The sequence below is a fragment of the Paraburkholderia sp. UCT70 genome (genome assembly GCF_050434085.1).
GTDB lineage: Bacteria > Pseudomonadota > Gammaproteobacteria > Burkholderiales > Burkholderiaceae > Paraburkholderia > Paraburkholderia tuberum.
On the sequence record NZ_JBNPVZ010000004.1, the window covers coordinates 3,855,538 to 3,878,417 of the forward strand.

Here is a 22,880-nt window from a genome sequence, read left to right on the forward strand (position 1 = left end):
TCAAGGATACGGAGAACACAACCATGAACCAGCAAGCCGAACCGTTCCTGAAAGAGGTTCAGGAACTCGACGACTTCACCCAGGTGCACGTTTCGCGTCCGCACGAGTCCGCGCATCTGCACGTAAGCGGCCGCGCGACCTACACCGACGACATTCCCGAGCTGGCCGGCACGCTGCACGCGGCGCTGGGGCTGTCGTCGAAGGCGCACGCGAAGATCGTCTCGATCGCGCTCGACAAGGTGCGCGCGACGCCCGGCGTCGTCGCGGTCTTCACCGCCGACGACATCCCCGGCGTCAACGACGTCGGCCCGATCGTCCATGGCGACGATCCGATCCTCGCCGACGACGTCGTGCAATACGTCGGCCAGCCGATGTTCATCGTGGTCGCGACGTCGCACGAGGCGGCGCGTCTCGGCGCGCGGCGCGCCGACGTGGTCTACGAAGAACTGCCGGCGGTGCTGAGCGCGCAGCAGGCGCGCGCCGCGAACCAGTTCGTGCTGCCGCCGATGAAGCTCGCGCGCGGCGACGCTGGCACGAAGATCGCGCGTGCCCCGCATCGCGAGGCCGGTGAGATGTTGCTCGGCGGCCAGGAGCAGTTCTATCTGGAAGGGCAGATCTCGTACGCGGTGCCGAAGGACGACGACGGCATGCACGTCTACTGCTCGACCCAGCATCCGACCGAAATGCAGCAGCTCGTCGCGCACACGTTGGGCGTGGCTTCGCATAACGTAGTGATCGAATGCCGGCGCATGGGCGGCGGCTTCGGCGGCAAGGAATCGCAGTCGGCGCTGTTCGCGTGCTGCGCCGCGCTCGCCGCGTGGAAGCTGCTGTGCCCGGTCAAGCTGCGCCCGGATCGCGACGACGACATGATGGTGACCGGCAAGCGCCACGATTTCCACTACACGTACGAAGTCGGCTACGACGCAGAGGGCGTGATCGAAGGCGTCGCGGTCGACATGACCTCGCGCTGCGGCTTTTCCGCCGACCTGTCGGGCCCGGTGATGACGCGCGCGCTGTGCCACTTCGACAACGCGTACTGGCTGTCGGACGTCTCGATCGACGGCTTCTGCGGCAAGACCAACACGCAGTCGAACACGGCGTTTCGCGGCTTCGGCGGCCCGCAGGGCGCGTTCGCGATCGAGTACATCCTCGACAACGTCGCGCGCTCGTGCGGCATCGATGCGCTCGACGTGCGCCGCCGCAATCTCTACGGCAAGACCGAGCGCAACCAGACGCCGTACGGTCAGGTGGTCGAAGACAACGTGATTCACGAGCTGATCGACGAGCTCGAAGCGACCAGCCACTATCGCGCGCGCCGCAAGGAGATCGACGCATTCAACGCGAACAACGAGATCCTGAAGAAGGGCCTGGCACTCACGCCGGTCAAGTTCGGCATCGCGTTCAACGTCACGCACTTCAACCAGGCCGGAGCGCTCGTGCATATCTACACCGACGGCTCGGTGCTCGTGAACCACGGCGGCACCGAAATGGGCCAGGGGCTGAACACGAAGGTCGCGCAGGTCGTCGCGCATGAACTCGGCGTCGGTTTCAACCGGATTCGGGTGACCGCGACCGATACCAGCAAGGTCGCCAATACGTCTGCGACGGCCGCGTCGACCGGGTCCGACCTGAACGGCAAAGCCGCGCAGGACGCCGCGCGCCAGTTGCGCGAGCGGCTCGCCGCGTTCGCGGCCGAGCGCTTCGGCGCGGGCAGCGTGAAGCCGCGGGACGTGCGCTTCGCGCATGATCGCGTGATGGTCGGCGAGGTCGCCGTGCGGTTCGAGGAAGTGGTCGCGAAGGCTTATCTCGCGCGCATCCAGTTGTGGTCCGACGGCTTCTACGCGACACCGAAGCTCTACTGGGACCAGTCGAAGCTGCAAGGACGGCCGTTCTACTACTACTCGTATGGCGCGGCGGTATCGGAAGTCGTAATCGACACGCTGACCGGCGAAATGCGCGTGCTGCGCGCCGATGCGCTGCACGACGTCGGCGCCTCGCTGAATCCGGCGCTCGACGTCGGCCAGGTGGAAGGCGCGTTTATTCAGGGCATGGGCTGGCTCACCACCGAGGAGCTGTGGTGGGACGCGGGCGGCAAGCTGATGACGCACGCGCCCTCGACGTACAAGATCCCGACCGTCAACGACGTGCCGCCGGTTTTTAATGTCAGGCTGTTCAGGAACCGTAACGCGGAGGACAGCATCCATCGTTCGAAAGCGACCGGCGAGCCGCCGTTGCTGCTGCCGTTCTCGGTGTTTTTCGCGGTGCGCGACGCGGTGTCTGCGGTCGGCGGCCATCAGGTCAATCCGCCGCTCAATGCGCCCGCGACCAACGAGGAAATCCTGAAAGCGGTCGGCGCGGCGCGGGCCGCGACGGCGGCCGCGCGGCAGGCGTGATGGCAAGTGGCAAACGAGTTGGGAGCGCAATATGGAAGCACGCCTGAATTATTGTCCGGGCGGTACCGGGTCCGAGCTTGCACCGCGGCCGGCGCCGATGCACATCGTGCTGTTCGGCGCGGGACACGTCGGTCATGCGCTCGTGCACCTGCTTGGCAGCCTGCCGTGCGTGGTCCAGTGGGTCGACGAACGCGACGAGCTGTTCCCCGACGAAACGCCGCCCAACGTGCAGATCGAAGCGACCGACACGCCCGAGGCGATCGTCGACGCGGCGCCGCCCGGCGCGTGGTTTCTGGTGATGACGCACAACCATGCGCTCGATTTTTCGCTGGCCTTGCGCATCATGCGACGGCGTGATTTCAGCTACTTCGGCATGATCGGCTCGAACACGAAGCGCGTGAAGTTCGAGCGGCGACTGCTCGAACGAGGCGTGGAGTTGGAGCGGCTCGCGGAGATGACCTGCCCGATCGGCGTCGAAGGGATCATCGACAAGGCGCCCGCCGCGATCGCGATTGCGGTGTGCGCGCAACTACTGCGACTGAGGACACGGCAGGCCGCGACGGTTCATGCGTTGGGGCAGGCCGCGAACCACGTCCGCGCAACGGAGCAGATCACGGTTTAGGCCATACGGCGCAACGGGGGCTTGCGCGCGACCAGCTCACCCGACACCTCGGACATCAACGTCCTCAGCCAGCCGATATCGCTCGGCCGATCCGGCTGCGGATGCCACAACTGATAGCAGCGGATGCGCGGAAACGCGATCGGCACGTCGACGACCGCGAGCGGCAACATGCTCGCGTAGTGCATCGCGAAACGCCGCGTCGTCGTGAAGATCAGATCCGATTGCAGTAGCGTCTGCGCGACGAGGCCGAAGTAGGGCAGCGTCGCGACGATGCGCCGGCTCGCCTTCGCCCGAGCGAAGCCGGTATCGATCGCGCCGCCGCGCGCGCCGCTGTAGGGTGTCGGCGCGAGATGCGGCGCGGCCAGATAGGCTTCGCGGCTGAGCGGCTCGTGTGTCAGCGGATGGTCCGCGCGCATCATGCACACGACGGTATCGGCGAACAGGTCGCTGCGCTCGAAGCGCGGATCGGGCTTCGGCCAGTTGCCGATCACCAGATCGAGTTCGCCGGCGTCGAGCGCGGCCGAATGATCGAGCAGCGGCCCCAGCGATTCGATTTCGAGCCGCGCATGCGGCGCCGCTTCGCGAAAACGCGCGATCACGGTCGGCATGAAGAAGTCGTTCAGATAGTCGGGCGCGGCGACGCGAAAAGTGCGGCGCGAGCGGCCCGGGTCGAAATCGCCATGCGGCGTCGCGACGAAATCGACATCGCGCAGCACGCGCTGCGCGGCCGCGAGCAGCGACTCGCCGTATTCGGTCGGCACCATGCCCGACTTGCCGCGCACCAGAATCGGATCGCCGAGCGTTTCGCGCAGCTTGCGCAGCGCGGTGCTGATCGCGGGCTGGGTCTGGTTCAGCCGCAACGCGGTCTGCGTGACGCTGCGCTCGACGAGCAGCGTGCGCAGCACGCGCACGAGCCAGATATCGAGGGAGGCGGCGGTGTCGTCCATGATCGAAGCGTGGCGGCGCGGGCGCTGCCGATGAGCTCGCCGCGCGGCGCGCGCGTGGGGTGCGAAAGCTTAACCTTAGGCTCGTTTGCGCTTCGGCGGCATAGTGGGCACGGTATGGCCGGCATCAGCGCGACGCCTGCCGGCATCGATTCGTTCGGGCCGAAGCCGCAACCAGGGCGCGGTCCGCAGCGGCCGCCGTGTTATGCCGGTGTTGGTTTGTCCGGCAGCCCCCATGGCAGCGAACTGATCCGCTTCACCTCGCGCGATTCGAGCCAGTTGGGCGTGCGCGCGCAGTACAGCACCATCGGCAGCGCGTCCTCGCCCCAGAACAGCTGATCGTTCAGACGAAACGTCGGCACGCCATAGACGCCGAGTTCGATCGCATCGGCGGTATTGCGCTGCAATTGCGCCTGCACGGCTTCGTCCTGGATCAGCTCCGGGCCGTCCGGCTTGCCGACGCGCTCGCACAGCTCGGCGAACGCTTCGTCGCTCGACGGATCGCGCCCCTCGCGCCAGATGAAGCGGAAAATCTCGCGCACGAATTGCACGTCGCCGTTCGCGGCGGTCGCGAGCAGCAGCGGTTTGATCGAATCGAACGGATGGGCGGGCGGCATTTTGTACGGGATACCGAGCTGCTCCGCGCGAAACAGCGCGTGCCGGTACATGAAGGTGCGCTTGGCGGGCACGCTGTACGCGGAGCGCTGGCCCCAGTGGCGATACAGATCGTTCAGCACGACCGGCGTGAACGCGAAGTCGAAGCCGGGCCATTTGTCGTATTGCTCGAGCAACAGGTAGGTGAACGGCGAGACGAAATCGTAAAACCACTGCCGCTGTTGGGCGTCGATGCCAACGGTCATAAATGTCTCCCGGGAGGGTGCCTGTGTCGGACGATGCGGACGGTGCGTCCGTTATCTCATCAAAATTGTAGCGATCTTACGCGGTGCGGTCCCGGCTTGCACCGGTCGATATCCCCTGGTGGCGGCAGGTGGGCGTAGTTCCGGCGGTATCGTCAGAGGCGCTCAGCCTTTGACTTTATCGGCCACCTGCTCGTCGGCCTCGTCCAGCCCACCCCGCGTGTCGCGGCTTTCCGTGAGCCGCCGCCGCACGAAGCCGATGTGCTCGCGCAGCACGTAGAACTGGTCCGCGTACGCGAGCGGCATCTTCATGCCGTTGACCGAGTCTTCGATCGCGTCGAGCCGCTCGATCAGCGACGCGCGTTCGGCCGACGAATGTTCGCTGAGCGCGCTGCGTTCGATCGCGATCAGCGCGCCGTACCAGCGATAGATGCGCGATTTGACGCGCCACGCGTACAACCCGGGCACGACGCGCAGCGCCGGCACCAGCAGCACGATCAGCGGCACGACGATCACCAGCAGGCGGTCCGCGAGACTCGCGATCCAGAACGGCAGCGTCCGGTAAAGGAAGCTCTTGCCGGACTTGTAGTAGCGCGCGGCGTCGTCGGAAAGCGGGAAGTCGTGCGCGAGCGGGGCGGGAAATTCGCCGGCGCGCTGCATCGTCGTCGCGCCGCCATGCACCTCGCGCGCGGCTTCGATCAGCAGATCGGACAGCGCCGGATGCAGCGAATCGCGCGCGATCAGCTCGGCGGTCGGCGCGACGATGCTGATCGAGTTCGCCGGCAGGTTCTTGCCGAGGTCGAAGGCGCCCATCGGCACCTTCAGCTGCGTCAGGTACGGAAAGCGGCGCGTGTACGCGTCGGCCTGCGCAAAATCGTAGAAGCGCACGTTCTGCGTGCGGTAGAGCTTGCCCATCACGGCCGGCTGCGCCGAGTCGCCCGCAAGGAAGGTCGCGTCGATCGTGCCGTCGATCAGCGCGTCGGCGGCTGCGTCGCCCGTCAGCGGCAGCAGTTGGGTCGGACCGCCCGGCACGATGCCGTTGGCCTTCAGCAGCGCGAGCGCGAGCTCGCGCGTGCCGCTGCCTTCGGGGCCGATCGCGAGGCGTTCGCCCTTGAACCCGGACAGCCAGTCGACGGGGGCGCCGCGGTAGAAGATCGCGAGCGGCACGTAAGCGACGCTGCCGAGCGACATCAGGCTTTTGTCCTTGTCGAGCCCGGCGGGCGCGATGCCGCTCTGCACGAAGCCGACGTCGACGTTTGCGTTCGGGTCGAACAGCCGCTTCAGATTTTCCTGCGAGCCCTGCGAGGCCAGCACGTTCAGCGTGATGCGGTTGCGCTCGAGGATCGTCTTGTACTTCTGCGCGGCGATCCAGAATGTGCTGCCGACGGGACCGGCGCTAATCGTCAGCGTATTCGGCGGGGCGGGCTGGATCAGCCGCACGGCGGCCCAGATTGCGACGATCACGAGCAGCACGAGCGGGCCGAACGAGACCGCCAGGTCGCGCCACGAGATCGCGACAAAACGGGCGACGAGATGGGTAGGGCGGGTGCGGCCGGTGTCAGGCTTCATCGGATCATCTGAAAGCGGCAGTCGATCGGGCTCGAATGCGCGAATGCGCGAATGCGCGAATGCGCGAATGCGCGAATGCGCGAATGCGCGAATGCGCGAATGCGCGAAGGCGGCTTGGGCGGCGCGCCAGCACGCGTCGCGCCGATGGTACCTGAGATTGGCGCGGCCGCGAAACGCGTAGCCGCCCGTCACGCCGACAAACGCGTAACAAATGGTGAGCGCCGCGGTGAACGCCAGCATGAGCGCTGGCATGACGGCTGTGCAAATTCTTGCGCGACCGCGGAGCGTGTCTGATTCTATCCGGCACGCATGATGCGCCCGCTGTCGGCGCGCCACGCCGCACGCTAAACCCTTTGCGCTTCTGTGCCGGCTAGATTAAATTGTGCATCGCTACCGCGATCCAGCGTTTGCGGCGCGACCCCGGCAAGACGGACAAGAACCGGGTGCGTCGGCGGACGTCGCGGTTTGCCGGTTACCGGTAATTAGCCTCTCTCGCCTCTTGCACATCCTGTCATAGCCGTTGATGGCCGTCGCTCACGCGCGCGTTCGCGCGATGACGGCCGCCCGTAGTCGTAACGATGCCGCTTGTTCATGCGGTCCAATGTGAAACCAAGGAGAAGAGAGCTATGAAGACGGTCGGTTTTCTGAAAGCACTGGGTCCGGTTGTGGCGATGGTGGTGGCGTGCAACGTCTACGCCCAAAACGCTCCGGCAACCGATACGGCGTCGGCGGCAGCCGCAGTCAAGGCCGGCAAGCACGCGAATCACGAACTCGGCCGCAAGGTGCGCGCCGCGCTGGCCAAGACCCAAGGTCTCGACGTATCGAGCATCGCCGTGCGCGCGCGCGGCGGCGCGGTGACGCTGACCGGCACGGTGCCGGACCAGGGTCAGATCGATTCGGCCGGCGAAGCCGCCAAGGGTGTCGCGGGCGTGACGTCGGTGTCGAACAAGCTGACCGTGATGCAGCAGTAAGCGATGCGCGTGCGCGCGCGGCGCCGCAAGGGCCGCGTCGCGCCGCGGCTTGGTGCATGGGCGCCGTCACCGGCGTCGCGGAGACGGTTTGACGCCGCGCTTGCATCGCGGCGCGAGGTCTATCTATCAACCTGGAGGCTCCGGCATGATCGCCGGAGCTTTTTTTTCGCAGCCGGTTTTAAGGCGTGGCACTCGCGAGGTTTGCGGGACCGCAGCAATGCGGCTTGCCGCACGCACAGGTCCTGATGGAGGCGCGGCCGTCGCGGATTCGTGCGCTGCGACACATTACCGACGCATCGCGAGGCGTACTGTGACCAAGAGGGAAGAGGGAGCCAAGGTCATGGAAACCACGCTGTTTCGCTATATCGATCTGCCGATCGGCGATCGCGCGGCATTCGAACTGGTGTGCGCGCGACACGGTTTCGCGCCCGCGCATTTCGACATCAGCGCGAGCGCGGCACCCGGTGAGCCGGCGCACGAGCGGGTCGTCACCGTGCGGCGCGGCAGCTGGTCACAGTCGTATTACGACCGCCACGGTCAGTGGGTCAGGCAGTTCGAGGCGGATCTGACCTGCCGGTTTTTCAAATAGACACGGGTTGCGGTGTGCGCGCTTGACGCGTCTTCAGCGCCTCACGACAACACCAGCCGCACGCCGACCAGCGTCAGCGTCGCGGCGAGCAGATTGCGCAGCAGCGCGTCCGGCGCGCGCGAGGCCAGATAGCTGCCGATCGCGATGCCGGGCAGCGATCCCACCAGCAGCGACAGCAGCATCGACCAGTCGATCGAGCCGAGCAGCCAATGTCCGGCGCCCGCGAGCAAGGTCAGCGGCACCGCGTGCGCGATGTCGGAGCCGACGATGCGCGTCGTCGGCAGCATCGGATACAGCAGCAACAACACCGTGACGCCGATCGCACCCGCGCCCACCGACGTCAACGACACCAGCACGCCGAGGGTCGCGCCGGTCAGCATGGTCAGCGCGAGCGTGCGTGCCTGGCTCGGCGCGCGTTGCTTGCGCGCGCCGAGCGCCGCGAGCTGCGGACGGAACACCAGCGCGATCGCGGTAATCAGCAGCGCCGCGCCGAGCACGACCTGGATCAGCCGGCCCGCGCCGGGCGTATCCATTCCATAGCGATGCAGCAGGATCAGCGTGACGGTCGCCGCGGGCACGCTGCCGGCCGCGAGGCGCAGCGTGACCTGCCAGTCGACCGAGCCCTTCAGCCCGTGCACCAGCGTGCCGGTCGCCTTGGTGGCGGCCGCGTACAGCAGGTCGGTGCCGACCGCGGTGGCAGGGTGCACCTTGAACAGCAGGACGAGGATCGGCGTCATCAGCGAGCCGCCGCCGACGCCCGTCAGCCCGACCAGAAAGCCGACGAACAGGCCGGAGACGGAGTACAGCAGATCGATGTGGGGTAGAGCCATTGAACGGACAGCTGACGCAGCGCGGGTGAAGGGTTGGGGCGGCAAGGCCGGCGTACGCGCCGGGGCGGGTGGGTGTGGCGGCGTGCGGTGCGCTGCACGGCCGTGTCGGCCGGCGCCTCAGCGGCGAAAGGCGCTATTGTCGCAAAACTGCCGCGCCAACGTGCGGCACTTGTTCAGGGGGAGCGCGTCGCGGCTGGCAGCGGGCTGCGTTAGGCGTGTACGGCGCTGATGTGCCGCATGGCGTGTGAGGTGCCGCTCAGAGCGCGCGGCGGATTTCGACGACGCCGAACGCCGCGAGCGTGAAGCCGACCACGCGATCGATCGCGACGCGTAGCCTGCTGCCGATCGCATGACGCGCGAGCGACACCATGGTCACCAGACAGCACCACCACGCGATCGAACCGGCGAACACACCGCCGACCGTCGTCAGCGCGATGGCCGGCGAGAACGCGCCGCGTGGCGCGAGCGTCGTGAATAGCGCCGCGAACATGATGACGGTCTGCGGATTGGTCAGCGTCAACAGCAGCGCGCTCGCGTACGCACGCAGCGCGCCGGCGCGGCCGATCTGCGCGAGCTTGCCGTTGCCGTTGCCATTGCCGTCGGCGGTTTCAGCGGGCGGCTTCTGCAGCAGCGCGCGCACGCCGAGATACAGCAGGAACAGGCCCGCGAGCAGATGCAGCGGGCGGTCGTACGCGAGCATGAACTGAGAAATGCCGACGAGGCCGAGCGCCGCGATCAGCCCGTAGGCCGCGTCGCCGCTGGCGATGCCGAAGCCGATCGCGAGTCCCGCTCGCGGACCGCCGCTCAGCGTTCGGCGGATGCACAGCATGCCCATCGGGCCGACCGGCGCGGCGATCGCGAGGCCGACGCCGGCGGCCGTGAAAAACAGACTGGTGGTGGACATGGGCAGGTTCTCGAGCGTTGTTCTGGTTGGGGCGGTCGCCTGCGGGCAGCCGGCGCACCCGCCAGCATAGCCAGACCGAAAATCGCGGGCAAGGGCGGGGATGGGTGAGACTCGACGCGCGATGACTCGCTTCAGCGCATCGGCCAGCATGGCGATGAAAGCTAACATCGCCATGCTCGCTTACAACGGCTTTTTTGTCAGAAAAACAAAAATGCCGCTCAGTTGCTTAACTGAACGGCATTGCGGCTCAATGCCGCTTTTTTGTTTGGCCGTGATATCTGGAAAAAATCGCCTAAAAATGAGATGGCCAGAGCAATCGTTAATATCTGTCAAAGAAGTTTTGTCTCAAATTAAAATCATTGACCGTGCCCCCGTTTAGGATGCTTAATTCGCCAGGTGTTTTCTGAAAAATCAAAAGAGGACAAATGGGGCAACAGAAAAAGGAAGGTGCCGTGGGCGAGGAAGAGTGCCAAGTTTGTCGTGTCACCTATTCAATATACTCAAACTTCCCGTCAATGCCGTCTGCAATGTCGATGAACGTCGAAACTGGCGAATGGTTTCCGCAGGATAGGCTTCGGTCGTATTCGACCGGTTACGAAATGGCCGACGCCCTGGGTTATGCATGGGCGTGCGATTGCCGCGGTCGCACGGCAGCCTCAGCGCTGACGTCGAAAATTCGCACTCACGACGAGTATTACGTGCTCAAAAAAAGCGATGGCCAACCCCTCGCCAACGTGCGTTACAGAATTGTCGTTGACGGTAAACGGGTGATAACAGGAACCACAAGCCAGAGCGGACACACTGTGCGCGTAGTTACTCGCGGAACAGCAAGCCTCAAACTTCAATTGGAGAAATAGGAATGCCGGAAAGTCCGGATTGGCTAACGGTTCACGACACCGCGTGTACAAACACGAACCCGAACTCGTGCGTTGAAGTTCGGATTGCCGCGAACCTGTTGTCGTGGAATATTCCAGACAACAGTTACGGCGACAAGTTGCCTATCATTCCCTCATCCTCGCGTGTGATGCACGGAAAGATTCTGTACCGTCTGGCTATCAAAGTCACAATGAAAAGTCGTCGACGAAATTCTGTTTTCGGTCGCACCGTATCTATCAGCAGTAGTCGTCCGAACGACACAGTACAGGTCTCGGGCCCGACCGATTTAGACGGTTGCGCGACGGTTATTCTCGAATCGCGCGAATCAGGAGACTTGACACTTGCGGTCGCCGACGAAAATATAACGGCGGTTCCTCTGCGGATAAAGCTGAAGGAAGCATGGTACGAAGCTGGCTTTCAGGTTACGCATTACATCATTGCAGACGAACGTGATGCGCACGGCCCAATGGTTCAGGCGCCTGGCGTGTCTGGAAGTCATCGGCAAGACTTCCTATATGGTGCAGCCGGCGTACCAATGCAGGGAACAGGCGAGACGTTGGATCGTCGTTTCGTCCGGTGGAATGGCGGCGGCGGCGGATGACATAAAAATGCAGCCGGGAAATCCGGATATCCTCAACAAGCCTGCACAAGCGCGCCTGAGTGAAACTGACGCCGCACATGGTCGGTTTGCTGATGTAGTGGCGAATCGTTCGATAGCTACTGATCCTACCGTTATTCCCGGGCGTTCGCGGGTTTATATTGCCTCTAGCGATGGTAGGCGAATAGTCGGCGAGCGGTCTGCCGATGATACGGGCGGTGGCATTCGCGGCGCACATATCGACCACTTCAGTGGTCCCGGAAGCGCGGCGACGCGCGCATGGCAAGCATCGGGAGGGGATCTCCAAAACGCCCGTGTCAAATTCCTGGGTTATTAAATGAAAAAAGCTTTTCCTCTCCTGTTGTTTTTTCCATTTGTCTCTTTCGCGCTAGATGGGACGGGATCGGTCGATTTTGATTCGACAATCATTCCGCTATTGAATAAAAACTCCGTTTTGAGAGAGCTCGTGCTTTGTAACTTCGATATCGTCGGCGATCCAATGGGGACGCGAATCGGCGACATTCAATCGAAGGCTCTAGGAGGGGATAGAATCGGGCCTTACTCAATGTGGGCAAATTGGCACGGGAATTCAGGTGTAAAGCCAGTGATTCTCACTATAAATACGCACACTGATTTTATCGACGCGCGCGGGAAGAAGGTGGGAGGCGATTTGAAAAAGGCGATTCGCATTCAAGAATACATCGAGAGTGTAACGATAGAGCCGCCGGAAAAAGACCAGCCGGAATCTGTCCCCGGTGGACTGAAGCACAGTATCGAGCCACAGACGTGCTCGGAAAAAAATGGCCAACGCGGCAGATAGCGCGATGCTGCCTCGTTCACGTGGGGCTCCACGCGGCCGGGTCACGCAAACCGGCACCACCATTGAGCAATAGGGTTATGGATAAACAACGTTTAGCACAGGCACTCAGCGCCTGGTTGTTCTGTACGTTGCTTGTTCCGACTGCCTACGCAGAAGGGTCGGTTAGCTTCAACGATAACATCGTGCCAATGCTGAACAATCGCCCGCAATTCAAGGAATTTATATTGCAATCGTTTTCGGTTACAGATACGGGATGGGGAGTCCGAATAGATAGTCTGACAATGCCCCAAATGGGCGGCGCGCGAATGGGGCCATACAGGTTCCAGGCTATCTGGCATAGTCCGCACGGCGGCACTCCTATTACGCTTGTAATCGATACTAAGACGGAGTTTTTTGATAGCCACCGTCAGCAAATAACCGGCAGCGATCTACGCGAAACCACCTCAATTACGGAAACGCTGGACTCTATCGGAGTCGAGCCACCCGAAGCCCAATAGCTTCCGAACGGTACGGCTGCAATAATCGCCTCGCTTTGCGGGGCTTTCCATTCGAGCGTCAAGCGTGGGAAGCGTGAACGCACCGAAGGTGTGCTTCGTTGATGCGTGGCCGCGAGCACCTCCTTCAGTTGGACGATCCAGCAATTTCCTCCCAACTCCCCAGAATCCAGGTGCCAGATTACGCAAGCGACCGAAATCCCTCCACAGTTTTCAACGATCAACCATAATTTCCCCCAACCCCAAACCCACAAATCCGCTGCGCCGATGTGGCAAATCGATCAGGTGACGCTGCGCTTGTTCATCGCCGTGTGCGAGGAAGGCACGATCGCGCGCGCGGCCGAGCGTGAGTTCATCGCGCCGTCGGCGGTCAGCAAGCGGCTCGCCGATCTCGAAGCGCTCGTCGATGTCGCGTTGCTGTCGCGCAGCCAGCGCGGCGTGCGCGCGACCGCCGCCGGCGAAGCGCTGTTGCGCCACGCGCGGCTCATCATGCGCGGCCACGAACGCCTGCAGGCCGAGCTCAGCGAGTACGCGGCCGGCGCGCGTGGGCATGTGCGCGTGCTCGCCAACGTGTCGTCGATGGTGGAGTTTTTGCCCGAGGCGTTGTCGGCATTTCTGCAGGCGAATCCGGCGATTCGCGTCGACGTCGAGGAGCGCGTCAGCGCGGACATCGTGCGCGGGCTCGAAGAGGGTGTGGCCGATCTGGGCATCTGCCGCGACACCGTGCCGCTCGGCAGTCTCGACACGTTGCCATATCGCGCCGACCATCTCGCGCTGATCGTGCCGCGCGCGCATCCGCTCGCGGGCGAGACGCAGATCGGCTTCGAGCAGACGCTCGGGTTCGATCATCTGGGGCTCGCATCGAATGCGTCGGTCAACGCGCTGATGCAGCGCATCGCGCTGGAGAAGGGCAGCGAGTTGAATTACCGCACCTATGTATCGACGTTCGACGCCGCCTATCGCTTCATCCAGGCGGGTCTCGCGGTCGCGATCCTGCCGCGCGAGGCGCTGCCGCGCCATGCGGCCGACGAGTACGGCATCGTCGCCGTGCCGTTGCGCGAGGCTTGGGCCGCGCGGCGCTTCGTGATCTGCATGCGCGATCGCGCGGCGTTGACGCTGGCGGCCGCGCGATTGCTCGAGCATCTGCTGGGCGCCAGATAAGACGGGCGACGCACCTCGTCACCCGCGCCTTCGCCACCTCCCCAGACAAACCCCTAAGCATTTCACCCAGGCGAGCGCCAAAGCCCGCCCCATCGGCCTGAGCGGCCATCGCGAGCGGCGATGGTGTGCTTCGTCAAAGCAGACTTTGCCGCACGTCGTCACGCGGGCACGCTGTGACCCAATCAGCGCATCACTTCCATCCAACGGGCCTCTGAAGCCCGCGTCCACGACCAGGATTCCAACCAATGAATGAAACCCGCGAGCGCGTCGTCGTGACCGAAGTCGGTCTGCGCGACGGTCTGCAAAGCATTGCCCGCATCATGTCCACCGACGACAAGCGGCGCTGGATCGACGCCGCCTACGCGGCCGGTGTGCGCCACATGGAAGTCGCGTCGTTCGTGCCGGCGAAGCTGCTTCCGCAAATGGCGGACGCCGCCGACGTGGTCGCCCACGCCCGTAGCTACGACGATCTCAGCGTGAGCGCGCTCGTGCCGAACCTGAAGGGCGCGCAGCACGCGCTCGAGGCTGGCGTAGAGCGCATCGTCGTGCCGATTTCGGTGAGCGCCGCGCATAGCGCCGCGAACGTGCGCAAGACACCCGCCGAGATGATCGACGCGTTCGCCGCGATGCGCGAGCTGATCGATGGCGCGTCCCCGGCAGGTGGGCGCCGCGTCGAGTTGATCGCCGGTTTGTCGACGGTGTTCGGCTGCACGCTGCAGGGCGCCGTGCCGTACGCGGATATCGCCGCGATCGCGCGCGCCGCGATGCAGGCCGGCGCCGACGTAATTGCGCTCGGCGATACGACCGGCGAAGCGACGCCGCGTCAGGTCGGCGAGGTCATCGAGCTGGTGCGCGACGTTGCGGGCGACAGGCTGCGCTCGCTGCATTTCCACGACACGCGCGGCCTCGGGCTCGCCAACACGCTGGTCGCGCTGCAGCACGGGATCCGCGAGTTCGATGCGTCGCTGGCTGGTCTCGGCGGCTGTCCGCATGCGCCGGGCGCAACCGGCAACGTCAATACCGAAGACCTCGTGTTCATGCTCCACAACATGGGCTACGACACCGGCATCGACATCGCGCGGCTACTCGCATCGCGCGCGGTGCTGGCGCAAGCACTGCCGGGCGAGCCGCTGTACGGCTATCTCGCGCGAGCGGGATTGCCGAAACAGTTCGCGCACGCGCAAGCGGTCGCGCGCGACTCCGCCAGCTACGCCGAATCTTTGCGTTGTCCCCATTCTTCCGTTCCGCAGGTGCCGCAATGACTCCGCTTTCCTCCGCTGCTTCAGCTTCGTCGTCGACGTCTTCGCCGGAGCCGGGTTCCTTGCCGCTCGCGGGCATCCGCGTGATCGAGTTGTCGCATATGGTGATGGGTCCGACCTGCGGCATGATTCTCGGCGACCTCGGCGCCGAAGTGATCAAGGTCGAGCCGCCGCGCGGCGACAGCACGCGCCGGCTGCTCGGCACCGGCGCGGGCTTTTTCCGCACCTTCAATCGCAACAAGAAGAGCGTCGCGCTCGATCTCGACAGTGAAGCCGGTCTCGCCGCGCTGAAGCAACTCGTCGATAGCGCCGACGTCTTCGTCGAAAACTTCAAGCCCGGCCGCATGGCGAGTCTCGGCCTCGATTACGCGACGCTGCGCGAGCGCAATCCCAGGCTGATTTACGTGTCCCACAAGGGCTTTCTCAATGGTCCGTACGAACATCGTCTGGCACTCGACGAAGTCGTGCAGATGATGGCGGGCCTCGCGTACATGACCGGTCCGGTGGGCCGTCCGCTACGCGCGGGCAGCTCGGTCAACGACATCATGGGCGGCATGTTCGGCGCGATCGGCGTGCTGGCGGCGCTGCACGAACGGCACGCGAGCGGCCGCGGCAAGGAGGTGCAGAGCGCGCTGTTCGAGAACTGCGTGCTGCTCTCGGCGCAGCACATGCAGCAGTTCGCGGCGACCGGCGTGGCCGCCGCGCCGATGCCCGAGCGCATCAGCGCCTGGGCCGTCTACGACGTGTTTACGCTCTCGCACGGCGAGCAGATGTTCATCGCCGCGACCGGCGACGCGCAGTGGCGCGCGCTGTGCGCGATTCTCGAACGCGACGATCTGCTCGCCGATGCGCGCCTCGCGACCAACAACGACCGCGTGCTCGCGCGCGGCTGGCTGCTGCAGACGCTCGGCGAAAGCCTGAGCCGTCTCGACGGCGCGACGCTCGTGCCGCTGTTCGAGCGCAATCACATTCCGTTCGCGTCGATCACGAAGCCCGAGGAGTTGTTCGACGATCCGCACCTGAACGCGAGCGGCGGCCTCGTACCGCTGAAGCTCGACGACGGCAGCGAAACCGCGATGCCGTTGCTGCCGATTTCTCTCGACGGTGCGCGTCTCGGGCCGCGTCGGCCGATCGCGAAGATCGGCGAGCACACCGTCGAGGTGCTGCGCGAACTCGGGTTCGACGACGCGCGGATCGCGGAGCTCGGCGGTGGCGTGGAATCGCGGGCGCCGCGCGCGGCTGCGTGAGCGTCGTGCCGCGCTTGACCCGGTGCAGCGGGCAATAGACCAATAATTCTGGAGACAGACGATGAAATCGTCGAATCAGGCGATGTACGCAACGGCGCTCGGCGATGCCGGCGCGCTGGGCGACTCACCCACGGACGCGGGCGCAGATGCAGCAGGCTCGGACCGCGCCGGCGCGATCGCGCTCGACGGCGCGCGCATTTCCGCGCGGCTCGACCGGCTACCCGCGACTCGCACGATCTGGCAACTCGTGATGCTGCTGAGCTTCGGCATGTTCTTCGAACTCTACGACCTGATGTACTCCGGCTATATCGCGCCGGGACTCGTGCACAGCGGCCTGCTGACGGCCACGACGCGCGGCCTGTTCGGCACGAGCGGCGTCGCGAGTTTCATCGCCGCGCTGTTCGCGGGCCTGTTCATCGGCACGGCGGCCTGCGGCTTTCTCGCCGACCGCTTCGGCCGGCGCGCGATCTTCACCTGGTCGCTGCTGTGGTACACGGCGGCCAACGTCGTGATGGCGTTCCAGCACACGGCGCTCGGATTGAACTGCTGGCGCTTGATCGCGGGGATCGGCATCGGCGTCGAGATCGTCACGATCGGCACGTATATTTCCGAACTTGTGCCGAAGCACATTCGCGGGCGCGCTTCGGCGTGCTCGCAGGCGGTCGGCTTCTGCGCGGTGCCGATCGTCGCGTTCCTGTCGTATCTGCTGGTGCCGCAACGCCTGTTCGGTCTCGACGGCTGGCGTGTGGTCGTGCTGATCGGCGCGATTGGCGCGATCGTGGTTTGGTGGATTCGCCGCGGCTTGCCGGAGAGCCCGCGGTGGCTCGCGCAAAAAGGCCGCCTCGACGAAGCCGACGCGGTGATGACGCGTCTCGAAGCACGCGTCGCGCGCGAGTATCGGCGCCAATGCGGCCTGCCGTTGCCCGAGCCGGCGCTGCCCGAACCGATGCGCGCGCGCGCGGCGTTTCGCGATCTGCTGGTGCCGCCGTATCGTAAGCGCACGCTGATGCTGATCATCTTTCACGTGTTCCAGACGATGGGCTACTACGGCTTCGCGAACTGGATTCCGACGCTGCTGATCAGGCAGGGCATCACGGTGACGACGAGTCTGATGTACGCGAGCATCATCGCGATCGCGGCGCCGCTCGGGCCGTTGCTGGGGCTGCTGATCGCCGATCGCTTCGAGCGCAAGACCGTCATCATCTGCATGGCGGCTGTCAACGTCGTGTGCGGACTCGCGTTCAGCCAGGCGCGCGAGACGGTGCTGCTCGTGAGTCTCGGCGTGTGCCTCGTGCTCGCGGGCAACATCATTTCATACAGCTATCACGCGTATCAGGCCGAACTGTTTCCGACCGGCATACGCGCGCGCGCGGTCGGCTTCGTTTACTCGTGGAGCCGGATTTCGGCGATGTTCTCGGCGTTCGTGATCGCCGCCTGCCTCGGTCGCTTCGGCGTGAACGGCGTGTTCGTGTTCATCTCGGGGGCAATGGCGATCGTCATGGTCGCGATCGGTACGCTGGGACCGAAGACGCGCGATGTCGCGCTCGAGGATCTTTCGAAGTAGCGTGAACAGGCCCTAGGAGTCCTGGCGAGTCTCGTCGTTGCTCGACAGCCGGTCCGATACGTTGCCGAGCAGCAGCGCGAGCAGCACCACGCCGATCATCGCGAACAGGAACCCGCCGATCATCGTGGCAAGTATCAGCGTGATCCATGAAATGCCGTTCATGTGTGCGGTTCCAGCGCGTTTGTCGGGGGCATCGTAACCCGTTCAGAACCACTTCTATGTGCGCTTGCCCGCCGTAAACCTGTCAGGCGACGCCGAACTATCGTCGCGTCGTGCCATTTCGCGGCGCGTTTTGCACAGGTGTCACAGTCGTTGCGTAGGGATGGCGGACTTCGTTCGCTGTCCCCGACCCCCCTTGCGGAAACCTCGTAGTCCATTTCCGCAACCGGTTGGCGGAAATGCACCCGCTCGCACCCGACTTATTCCGCCATTGGCCCGCCTATTGCGCGGGCGCTAACGTCGTCCGATATCCGTGTTTCAGGTTTGAAACGTTAATCGCCACGTTTATATTCCCGCCATCAAGAAAAAATGGATTAAATAATCTTTTCTGGCGCGTTGAGTGCTTGTATTGGACGGCGGAAGGGTCGGTTGCGTGGCGCTTGCGCGGATCGTCAGGGGACGTTGTCGATGGAGTCGGGCCGCTTGGTAGGGGCGGGGCGTGTTCCACTCATCAATAGCCAAATCCGGCAAAAAATCTCTTTTAAAATACGCCTCGGTGGGTACATAAGGCAGGGACACGCCGTTTTTCGAGTAGCCGCGCAGTGTGCGCTGGCGTACACGTTCATTTTTTAAATTGCATTAAGATTTGCGAGTACATATTCAACCATATGCGGTTAGACGATTAATCCAGTGAAAAGACGATCGTTTCGGTATTGTGCCGAATTGCACTGGCCGATCACGTATTCATAGTGCCAATATGTCTGCACTTTCGGACATGACGGCAGAGCGCCGGAGGCCGTCGCTATGATGCACTGCGCGGAGTTCGCATTGTGCGTGATCGTAAAAGGTGTAGTAGATCGTTTTCTGTCGAGAGGATGACTATGACCTGCGCGAGTCTCGAGTCTGCAATGCTGCGCTGGGTGCATGCTCCGAACAAGGGCGTGCGTCGTGTCGCGATTCTGTTGTTCAACGACTGCTCGCTGCAAGGGGCGGGGGTTATCGCCGAGGTGTTCCAGGCTGCCAACGAACTTGCCACTTCCGGTTCGGGCGCGTGGCTGTACGACGTATCGTTCTTGTCCGCCGGCGGCGGCATGGTGACTTCGTCGTCGGGTTTGCGCGTCTGGACCGACGGACTCGACGCGCGCCATTACGGCGGCTTCGACGCGCTCTATGTGGCGGGCGGCAAGGGTGCGGCGGCGGCGGCGCGCGATGAGCGTCTGCTTGGATGGCTGCGGCGCGTGCGTCGCAACACCGCGATGATCCGGCCGATCGCCGAAGGGCGCGCGGTGCTCGACGCGGCGGCCCTGCCCGAGGACAAGGACGGGAGCGACCCGCGCGAGCCGGCCTTGGCCAGAAATGGCGTGGGCTCGGCGGAGCAGGGCGTTGTCGACCTTAACGACCGGCTGGAATCGATGCGCAGCGCGCTCGCGATGATCAAGCGCGATCTGGGCAACGCGACCGCGCGCTCGGCTGCCGAGCGGCTGCTGTCCGACTCGTGCGCGAACCTCGCGCCGCTGCTCGGCGAGGACGGCGGCATGAGTCCCGGCGACAAGGTTCGCGCGGCGGCGCGCTGGCTGCAGGAAAACTGCCAGCAGTCGATTTCGATTGCGGATGCCGCGCAGTTCGCGGCGATGAGCGAGCGCAACTTTCTGCGCCGCTTCAAGATGGAAATGGGTATCACGCCGTCGAGTTTCCTGTTGCACGAGCGCCTCGCGGTGACGTGCAGTCTGTTGACCGAATCGGAATTGCCGGTCGACAAGATCGCCCGGCGCACCGGGATGGGCAACGGCGACCGGCTCGCGAAAGTGTTTCGCAAGCGGATGAGGATTTCGCCGACCGAGTTCAGGATTCAAAGCCGCCGCATGGCAGGCGAGTAGCACCGACGGAGCCAGCCCGGTAACCGCGCATGACAGGCGGGGACCGGTCCGTTGTTCGCCGTACCTTGCAGATCGAAAAGGATTCCCGATATGTTGACGCAGGCAGGTGTGAGCGCCCGATCCGTCGAGCCGAACGGCGCAAGCGCCGGGGTTGCTGGCGCGCGCTGCGCGCACATCGTCCCGGTCATTCTCGCGGGCGGCTCGGGCACGCGGCTTTGGCCGGTGTCGCGCGAAAACTTTCCGAAGCAGCTGATCGACGTGGTCGGCTCCGACTCGCTGCTGCAGGCGACCGCGCGGCGGCTCGAGGGCTTCCCGGCGGGCTGGAGCGTCGACGCTTCGCCGATCGTCGTGTGCGGCGAGGAGCATCGCTTCGTGATCGCCGAACAGTTGCATGAAAACGGCGTCGACGCGCGTCTGATCGTCGAGCCCGCGCGCCGCGACACGGCGCCCGCGCTGACGCTCGCGGCATCGCTCGCGTGCGCGGCCGGCGACGACGCGATCCTGATCGTGATGCCGGCCGACCACGCGATCGCGGACGTGCCTGCCCTGCAGCGCGCGCTGGCGTGCGCGGCGCACCACGCGAGCGAGGGCGCGATTGCGACGCTCGGTGTGCCGCCGACGCGTCCCGACACCGGCTTCGGCTATATCCGGATCGGCGCGGCATTGGCCGCTGGCGGCCACGCGATCGACGGTTTCGTCGAGAAGCCCGCCGAGGAAATCGCGAGGCAATACCTGGCGGCCGGCACCTACTGGTGGAATAGCGGCATCTTCATCGTGCGTGCGCGCGTGTGGCTCGACACGCTCGCGGCGCTGCGGCCCGACATGCATGCGCCGTGCGCAACCGCGTTCGCGAGCGGCAAGCAGGACGGCGACGTATTCCGGCCATCGCACGACGCGTTCCTCGACGTGCCCGCCGATTCGATCGACTACGCGGTGATGGAGCGTTTGACCGAACCGGCGCCGGCGCAAGACGACAGCGCGAGCAACGTCGAAGCGCAAGGCGCGGCACAGAACGCTTTGCAAGCTCAAAGTCGAGCCGCGATCATTCCCCCCGGCGTCGTGATCCCGCTCGAAGCCGGCTGGTCCGACCTCGGCTCATGGGACGCGGTATGGGCCGCGATGGAGAAGGACCCGAACGGCAACGCCGGGCGCGGCCGCGTGGCGTTCGAAGGCGCGGTGTCCTGCTATGCGCATTCGGAAGGGCGGCTCGTCGCGTGCGTCGGCACCGCGAACGTCGTCGTGGTCGAGACCGCCGACGCGGTGCTCGTGGTGGATCGCTCGCATGTGCAGGACGTCAAGGGGCTCGTGTCGCGCATCAAGGCGCAGCACGCGCCGGAGGCCGACGCGCATCGCAAGGTGCGGCGCCCGTGGGGCTTCTACGACTCGATCGATCGCGGCGAGCGCTTCCAGGTCAAGCGCATCGTCGTGACGCCCGGCGCAAAGCTGTCGCTGCAACTCCATCATCATCGCGCTGAGCATTGGGTGGTCGTGCGCGGCACCGCGCTCGTCACGCGCGGCGAAGAGCAGTTCCTGCTCAGCGAAAACGAATCGACCTACATTCCGCTCGGCACGCGTCACCGGCTCGAAAACCCCGGCAGGGTGCCGCTCGAAATCATCGAAATCCAGTCGGGTACCTATCTCGGCGAAGACGACATCGTGAGGTTTGACGACAACTACGGCCGCTGCCCGTAGGCAGCCCATGCACGCCCCTTTTTGCGTACAGGAACGGCAGAACGAGGTAAGTAAAATGCGCAAGTTTCAGGATCTGCTCGCGCGGATTTTCGATGTCGCTCTGGTATTGGCGGGTGCGACCGTGGCGTCGCGGATCCGCTTTGATTATCTCGGCCAGTCGGGTTTCTACTGGGCGCTGGTGATGTTTTCGGCTGCGTTCGCGCTCGCGATCTTTCCCGCGTTCGGCGTCTACGAATCATGGCGCGGCCGCTCGAAGCTCGGGCTTGCCGGTCAGGTGTCGCTCGCGTGGCTGATCGTGCAGGCCTGCGCGCTCGTGCTGATGTACTCGCTGCATCGCATCGATATCGTGTCGCGGCTGTGGTTCTCGTACTGGACCGCCACGACGGGTGGCCTGCTGATCGCGAATCGGGTGATCATGCACGCGGTGCTCGCGCGGGCGCGCGGCGCGGGTATGAACCTGCATCAGGTGGCGATCGTCGGCAGCGGTTCGCAGTGCGATGCGCTCCTGCGCCGCATCGAGTCGGCGCCGACCGCGGGCTTTCGCGCGACCGCCGTCTACAACACACGCCCGGACGACTCCGGCGTGACGAATCCGCGCGTGCCGGTGTTCGATCGCGTGGATCTGCTGGCCGACTACATTCGCACCAACGACGTGCACGAGTTATGGCTGATGCTGTCGCTGTCCGAGGAGCCGCTGATCTGCGCGCTGATCGACGAGTTCCGCGACGACCTCGTGAATATCCGCTTCATGCCGGACGTGCGCAGCCATGCGCTGTTCGAAGGCAGTGGCGTGGTCGATCTGCTCGGCGTGCCGGCGATCAATCTGGTCGCCTCGCCGCTGTCGGCCAACGCGATGCTGAAAAAGGAAGTCTTCGACCGGCTGTTCGCCGCGGCCGCGATCGTTGCCCTCGCGCCGCTGCTGCTTGGCATCGCGATCGCGGTCAAGCTGTCCTCGCGCGGACCGGTGCTGTTCAAACAGAAGCGCAAGGGCGCGGACGGCCGTGTATTTACGATCTACAAGTTCCGCTCGATGCGCGCGCATACCGAAGCGAAGGGCACCTTGAGCCAGGCGACGCGCAACGACAAGCGCGTGACGAAAGTGGGCGCGTTTCTGCGCCGCACGAGCCTCGACGAGCTGCCGCAATTTTTCAACGTGTTGCGTGGCGACATGTCGGTCGTAGGACCGCGTCCCCATGCGCTCGAGCACGACGACCTCTATCAGAAGGTGGTCGCGGGCTATATCAATCGCTACCGGATCAAACCGGGAATCACGGGCTGGGCGCAAATCAACGGCTTCCGTGGCGAAACCGACCGCATCGAGAAGATGGAGCGTCGCGTCGAACATGACCTGTACTACCTGGGTCACTGGTCGTTCGCACTCGACATGCGGATCATCGGCGCGACGATTGTCGCCGGACTGGTGCATCGAAACGCTTACTAGAAAGTCGATAACA

The 22,880-nt window shown here is 64.5% G+C and carries 23 protein-coding genes; 17 read left to right on the forward strand and 6 right to left on the reverse strand.

The genetic code is table 11. The features are described 5' to 3' along the window. Positions 1 to 23 precede the first annotated feature (23 nt). Together xdhB and xdhC are read left to right on the forward strand one after the other, a co-directional pair. Complete coding sequence (xdhB, locus tag OKW41_RS43505; RefSeq protein ID WP_429576231.1) at positions 24 to 2,393, forward strand: xanthine dehydrogenase molybdopterin binding subunit; 2,370 nt, start codon at positions 24 to 26, stop codon at positions 2,391 to 2,393. 31 nt (positions 2,394 to 2,424) lie between these two features. Continuing rightward, positions 2,425 to 3,015 (forward strand): xanthine dehydrogenase accessory protein XdhC, encoded by a 591-nt coding sequence (xdhC, locus tag OKW41_RS43510; RefSeq protein ID WP_429452990.1) that lies wholly within the window; start codon positions 2,425 to 2,427, stop codon positions 3,013 to 3,015. Here the strand turns inward: xdhC and OKW41_RS43515 are convergent. From OKW41_RS43515 to OKW41_RS43525, 3 genes are all read right to left on the reverse strand, one after another. Next, positions 3,012 to 3,962: a LysR family transcriptional regulator gene (locus OKW41_RS43515; protein WP_429452988.1), complete on the reverse strand. Its 951-nt coding sequence runs from the start codon at positions 3,960 to 3,962 to the stop codon at positions 3,012 to 3,014. The genes xdhC and OKW41_RS43515 overlap by 4 nt on opposite strands. A 200-nt stretch (positions 3,963 to 4,162) precedes the next feature. Next, the gene (locus OKW41_RS43520; protein ID WP_429452986.1) at positions 4,163 to 4,819 is read right to left on the reverse strand and encodes a 2-hydroxychromene-2-carboxylate isomerase; all 657 of its coding nucleotides are present in this window, start codon (positions 4,817 to 4,819) and stop codon (positions 4,163 to 4,165) included. Positions 4,820 to 4,981: 162 nt separating this feature from the next. Beyond that, complete coding sequence (locus OKW41_RS43525) at positions 4,982 to 6,637, reverse strand: TAXI family TRAP transporter solute-binding subunit (protein WP_429576232.1); 1,656 nt, start codon at positions 6,635 to 6,637, stop codon at positions 4,982 to 4,984. Positions 6,638 to 7,011: 374 nt separating this feature from the next. On the opposite strand from OKW41_RS43525, the gene OKW41_RS43530 reads away from it, so the two are divergent. Beyond that, complete coding sequence (locus OKW41_RS43530; RefSeq protein WP_429452981.1) at positions 7,012 to 7,356, forward strand: BON domain-containing protein; 345 nt, start codon at positions 7,012 to 7,014, stop codon at positions 7,354 to 7,356. Positions 7,357 to 7,696: 340 nt separating this feature from the next. Beyond that, positions 7,697 to 7,945, forward strand: coding sequence for a hypothetical protein (locus tag OKW41_RS43535; protein ID WP_184041125.1), 249 nt, complete (start codon positions 7,697 to 7,699; stop codon positions 7,943 to 7,945). A gap of 41 nt (positions 7,946 to 7,986) precedes the next feature. Here the strand turns inward: OKW41_RS43535 and OKW41_RS43540 are convergent, their stop codons facing one another. Both OKW41_RS43540 and OKW41_RS43545 read right to left on the reverse strand, forming a co-directional pair. Next, positions 7,987 to 8,775, reverse strand: a complete 789-nt coding sequence (locus OKW41_RS43540) for a sulfite exporter TauE/SafE family protein (RefSeq protein ID WP_429452979.1) — start codon at positions 8,773 to 8,775, stop codon at positions 7,987 to 7,989. Between the two features lie 256 nt (positions 8,776 to 9,031). Further along, positions 9,032 to 9,679, reverse strand: a complete 648-nt coding sequence (locus OKW41_RS43545; protein ID WP_184062202.1) for a LysE family translocator — start codon at positions 9,677 to 9,679, stop codon at positions 9,032 to 9,034. Positions 9,680 to 9,800: 121 nt separating this feature from the next. On the opposite strand from OKW41_RS43545, the gene OKW41_RS43550 reads away from it, so the two are divergent. The 10 genes from OKW41_RS43550 to OKW41_RS43595 all read left to right on the forward strand — a co-directional run bounded on the left by OKW41_RS43550 (position 9,801) and on the right by OKW41_RS43595 (position 17,698). After that, entirely contained in the window at positions 9,801 to 10,058 is a 258-nt protein-coding gene (locus OKW41_RS43550; protein ID WP_429576233.1) for a hypothetical protein, read from the forward strand. A gap of 46 nt (positions 10,059 to 10,104) precedes the next feature. Then, positions 10,105 to 10,536 carry a hypothetical protein gene (locus tag OKW41_RS43555; protein ID WP_429576234.1) on the forward strand — a complete coding sequence of 144 codons (432 nt, stop codon included), beginning with the start codon at positions 10,105 to 10,107 and terminating at the stop codon, positions 10,534 to 10,536. A gap of 2 nt (positions 10,537 to 10,538) precedes the next feature. Next, positions 10,539 to 11,156 (forward strand): hypothetical protein, encoded by a 618-nt coding sequence (locus tag OKW41_RS43560; RefSeq protein WP_429576235.1) that lies wholly within the window; start codon positions 10,539 to 10,541, stop codon positions 11,154 to 11,156. A 7-nt stretch (positions 11,157 to 11,163) separates the two neighbouring features. Further along, positions 11,164 to 11,490 (forward strand): 3D domain-containing protein, encoded by a 327-nt coding sequence (locus tag OKW41_RS43565; RefSeq protein WP_429576236.1) that lies wholly within the window; start codon positions 11,164 to 11,166, stop codon positions 11,488 to 11,490. Then, complete coding sequence (locus OKW41_RS43570; protein WP_187627369.1) at positions 11,491 to 11,973, forward strand: hypothetical protein; 483 nt, start codon at positions 11,491 to 11,493, stop codon at positions 11,971 to 11,973. Positions 11,974 to 12,050: 77 nt separating this feature from the next. Beyond that, positions 12,051 to 12,470: a hypothetical protein gene (locus OKW41_RS43575; RefSeq protein ID WP_429576237.1), complete on the forward strand. Its 420-nt coding sequence runs from the start codon at positions 12,051 to 12,053 to the stop codon at positions 12,468 to 12,470. Positions 12,471 to 12,734: 264 nt separating this feature from the next. Then, a complete protein-coding gene (locus tag OKW41_RS43580) occupies positions 12,735 to 13,628 on the forward strand; it encodes a LysR family transcriptional regulator (protein ID WP_429576238.1) in 894 nt (297 codons plus the stop codon). 245 nt (positions 13,629 to 13,873) lie between these two features. Continuing rightward, a complete protein-coding gene (locus tag OKW41_RS43585; RefSeq protein WP_429576239.1) occupies positions 13,874 to 14,890 on the forward strand; it encodes a hydroxymethylglutaryl-CoA lyase in 1,017 nt (338 codons plus the stop codon). Continuing rightward, on the forward strand, positions 14,887 to 16,134 hold the full coding sequence (locus tag OKW41_RS43590) for a CaiB/BaiF CoA transferase family protein (protein WP_429576240.1): 1,248 nt from the start codon (positions 14,887 to 14,889) through the stop codon (positions 16,132 to 16,134). The genes OKW41_RS43585 and OKW41_RS43590 overlap by 4 nt, the downstream gene beginning before the upstream one ends. Positions 16,135 to 16,195: 61 nt before the next feature. Beyond that, entirely contained in the window at positions 16,196 to 17,698 is a 1,503-nt protein-coding gene (locus tag OKW41_RS43595) for an MFS transporter (protein WP_429576241.1), read from the forward strand. A gap of 12 nt (positions 17,699 to 17,710) precedes the next feature. Here OKW41_RS43595 and OKW41_RS43600 read toward each other — a convergent pair whose 3' ends face one another. After that, positions 17,711 to 17,860 (reverse strand): hypothetical protein, encoded by a 150-nt coding sequence (locus OKW41_RS43600; protein WP_176109418.1) that lies wholly within the window; start codon positions 17,858 to 17,860, stop codon positions 17,711 to 17,713. A gap of 878 nt (positions 17,861 to 18,738) precedes the next feature. Here OKW41_RS43600 and OKW41_RS43605 point away from each other — a divergent pair. The 3 genes from OKW41_RS43605 to OKW41_RS43615 all read left to right on the forward strand — a co-directional run bounded on the left by OKW41_RS43605 (position 18,739) and on the right by OKW41_RS43615 (position 22,867). Continuing rightward, entirely contained in the window at positions 18,739 to 19,734 is a 996-nt protein-coding gene (locus OKW41_RS43605) for a helix-turn-helix domain-containing protein (RefSeq protein ID WP_429576242.1), read from the forward strand. A 90-nt stretch (positions 19,735 to 19,824) separates the two neighbouring features. Then, positions 19,825 to 21,426 (forward strand): sugar phosphate nucleotidyltransferase, encoded by a 1,602-nt coding sequence (locus tag OKW41_RS43610; RefSeq protein ID WP_429576243.1) that lies wholly within the window; start codon positions 19,825 to 19,827, stop codon positions 21,424 to 21,426. A gap of 55 nt (positions 21,427 to 21,481) precedes the next feature. Then, positions 21,482 to 22,867, forward strand: coding sequence for an undecaprenyl-phosphate glucose phosphotransferase (locus tag OKW41_RS43615; RefSeq protein WP_429576244.1), 1,386 nt, complete (start codon positions 21,482 to 21,484; stop codon positions 22,865 to 22,867). Positions 22,868 to 22,880 lie beyond the last annotated feature (13 nt).

Coding starts and splice junctions, on each gene's coding strand:
- xdhB (WP_429576231.1), top strand. CDS start 24: ATGAACCAGCAAGCCGAACCGTTCCTGAAAGAGGTTCAGGAACTCGAC.
- xdhC (WP_429452990.1), top strand. CDS start 2,425: ATGGAAGCACGCCTGAATTATTGTCCGGGCGGTACCGGGTCCGAGCTT.
- OKW41_RS43515 (WP_429452988.1), bottom strand. CDS start 3,962: ATGGACGACACCGCCGCCTCCCTCGATATCTGGCTCGTGCGCGTGCTG.
- OKW41_RS43520 (WP_429452986.1), bottom strand. CDS start 4,819: ATGACCGTTGGCATCGACGCCCAACAGCGGCAGTGGTTTTACGATTTC.
- OKW41_RS43525 (WP_429576232.1), bottom strand. CDS start 6,637: ATGCCAGCGCTCATGCTGGCGTTCACCGCGGCGCTCACCATTTGTTAC.
- OKW41_RS43530 (WP_429452981.1), top strand. CDS start 7,012: ATGAAGACGGTCGGTTTTCTGAAAGCACTGGGTCCGGTTGTGGCGATG.
- OKW41_RS43535 (WP_184041125.1), top strand. CDS start 7,697: ATGGAAACCACGCTGTTTCGCTATATCGATCTGCCGATCGGCGATCGC.
- OKW41_RS43540 (WP_429452979.1), bottom strand. CDS start 8,775: ATGGCTCTACCCCACATCGATCTGCTGTACTCCGTCTCCGGCCTGTTC.
- OKW41_RS43545 (WP_184062202.1), bottom strand. CDS start 9,679: ATGTCCACCACCAGTCTGTTTTTCACGGCCGCCGGCGTCGGCCTCGCG.
- OKW41_RS43550 (WP_429576233.1), top strand. CDS start 9,801: ATGACTCGCTTCAGCGCATCGGCCAGCATGGCGATGAAAGCTAACATC.
- OKW41_RS43555 (WP_429576234.1), top strand. CDS start 10,105: ATGGGGCAACAGAAAAAGGAAGGTGCCGTGGGCGAGGAAGAGTGCCAA.
- OKW41_RS43560 (WP_429576235.1), top strand. CDS start 10,539: ATGCCGGAAAGTCCGGATTGGCTAACGGTTCACGACACCGCGTGTACA.
- OKW41_RS43565 (WP_429576236.1), top strand. CDS start 11,164: ATGCAGCCGGGAAATCCGGATATCCTCAACAAGCCTGCACAAGCGCGC.
- OKW41_RS43570 (WP_187627369.1), top strand. CDS start 11,491: ATGAAAAAAGCTTTTCCTCTCCTGTTGTTTTTTCCATTTGTCTCTTTC.
- OKW41_RS43575 (WP_429576237.1), top strand. CDS start 12,051: ATGGATAAACAACGTTTAGCACAGGCACTCAGCGCCTGGTTGTTCTGT.
- OKW41_RS43580 (WP_429576238.1), top strand. CDS start 12,735: ATGTGGCAAATCGATCAGGTGACGCTGCGCTTGTTCATCGCCGTGTGC.
- OKW41_RS43585 (WP_429576239.1), top strand. CDS start 13,874: ATGAATGAAACCCGCGAGCGCGTCGTCGTGACCGAAGTCGGTCTGCGC.
- OKW41_RS43590 (WP_429576240.1), top strand. CDS start 14,887: ATGACTCCGCTTTCCTCCGCTGCTTCAGCTTCGTCGTCGACGTCTTCG.
- OKW41_RS43595 (WP_429576241.1), top strand. CDS start 16,196: ATGAAATCGTCGAATCAGGCGATGTACGCAACGGCGCTCGGCGATGCC.
- OKW41_RS43600 (WP_176109418.1), bottom strand. CDS start 17,860: ATGAACGGCATTTCATGGATCACGCTGATACTTGCCACGATGATCGGC.
- OKW41_RS43605 (WP_429576242.1), top strand. CDS start 18,739: ATGACCTGCGCGAGTCTCGAGTCTGCAATGCTGCGCTGGGTGCATGCT.
- OKW41_RS43610 (WP_429576243.1), top strand. CDS start 19,825: ATGTTGACGCAGGCAGGTGTGAGCGCCCGATCCGTCGAGCCGAACGGC.
- OKW41_RS43615 (WP_429576244.1), top strand. CDS start 21,482: ATGCGCAAGTTTCAGGATCTGCTCGCGCGGATTTTCGATGTCGCTCTG.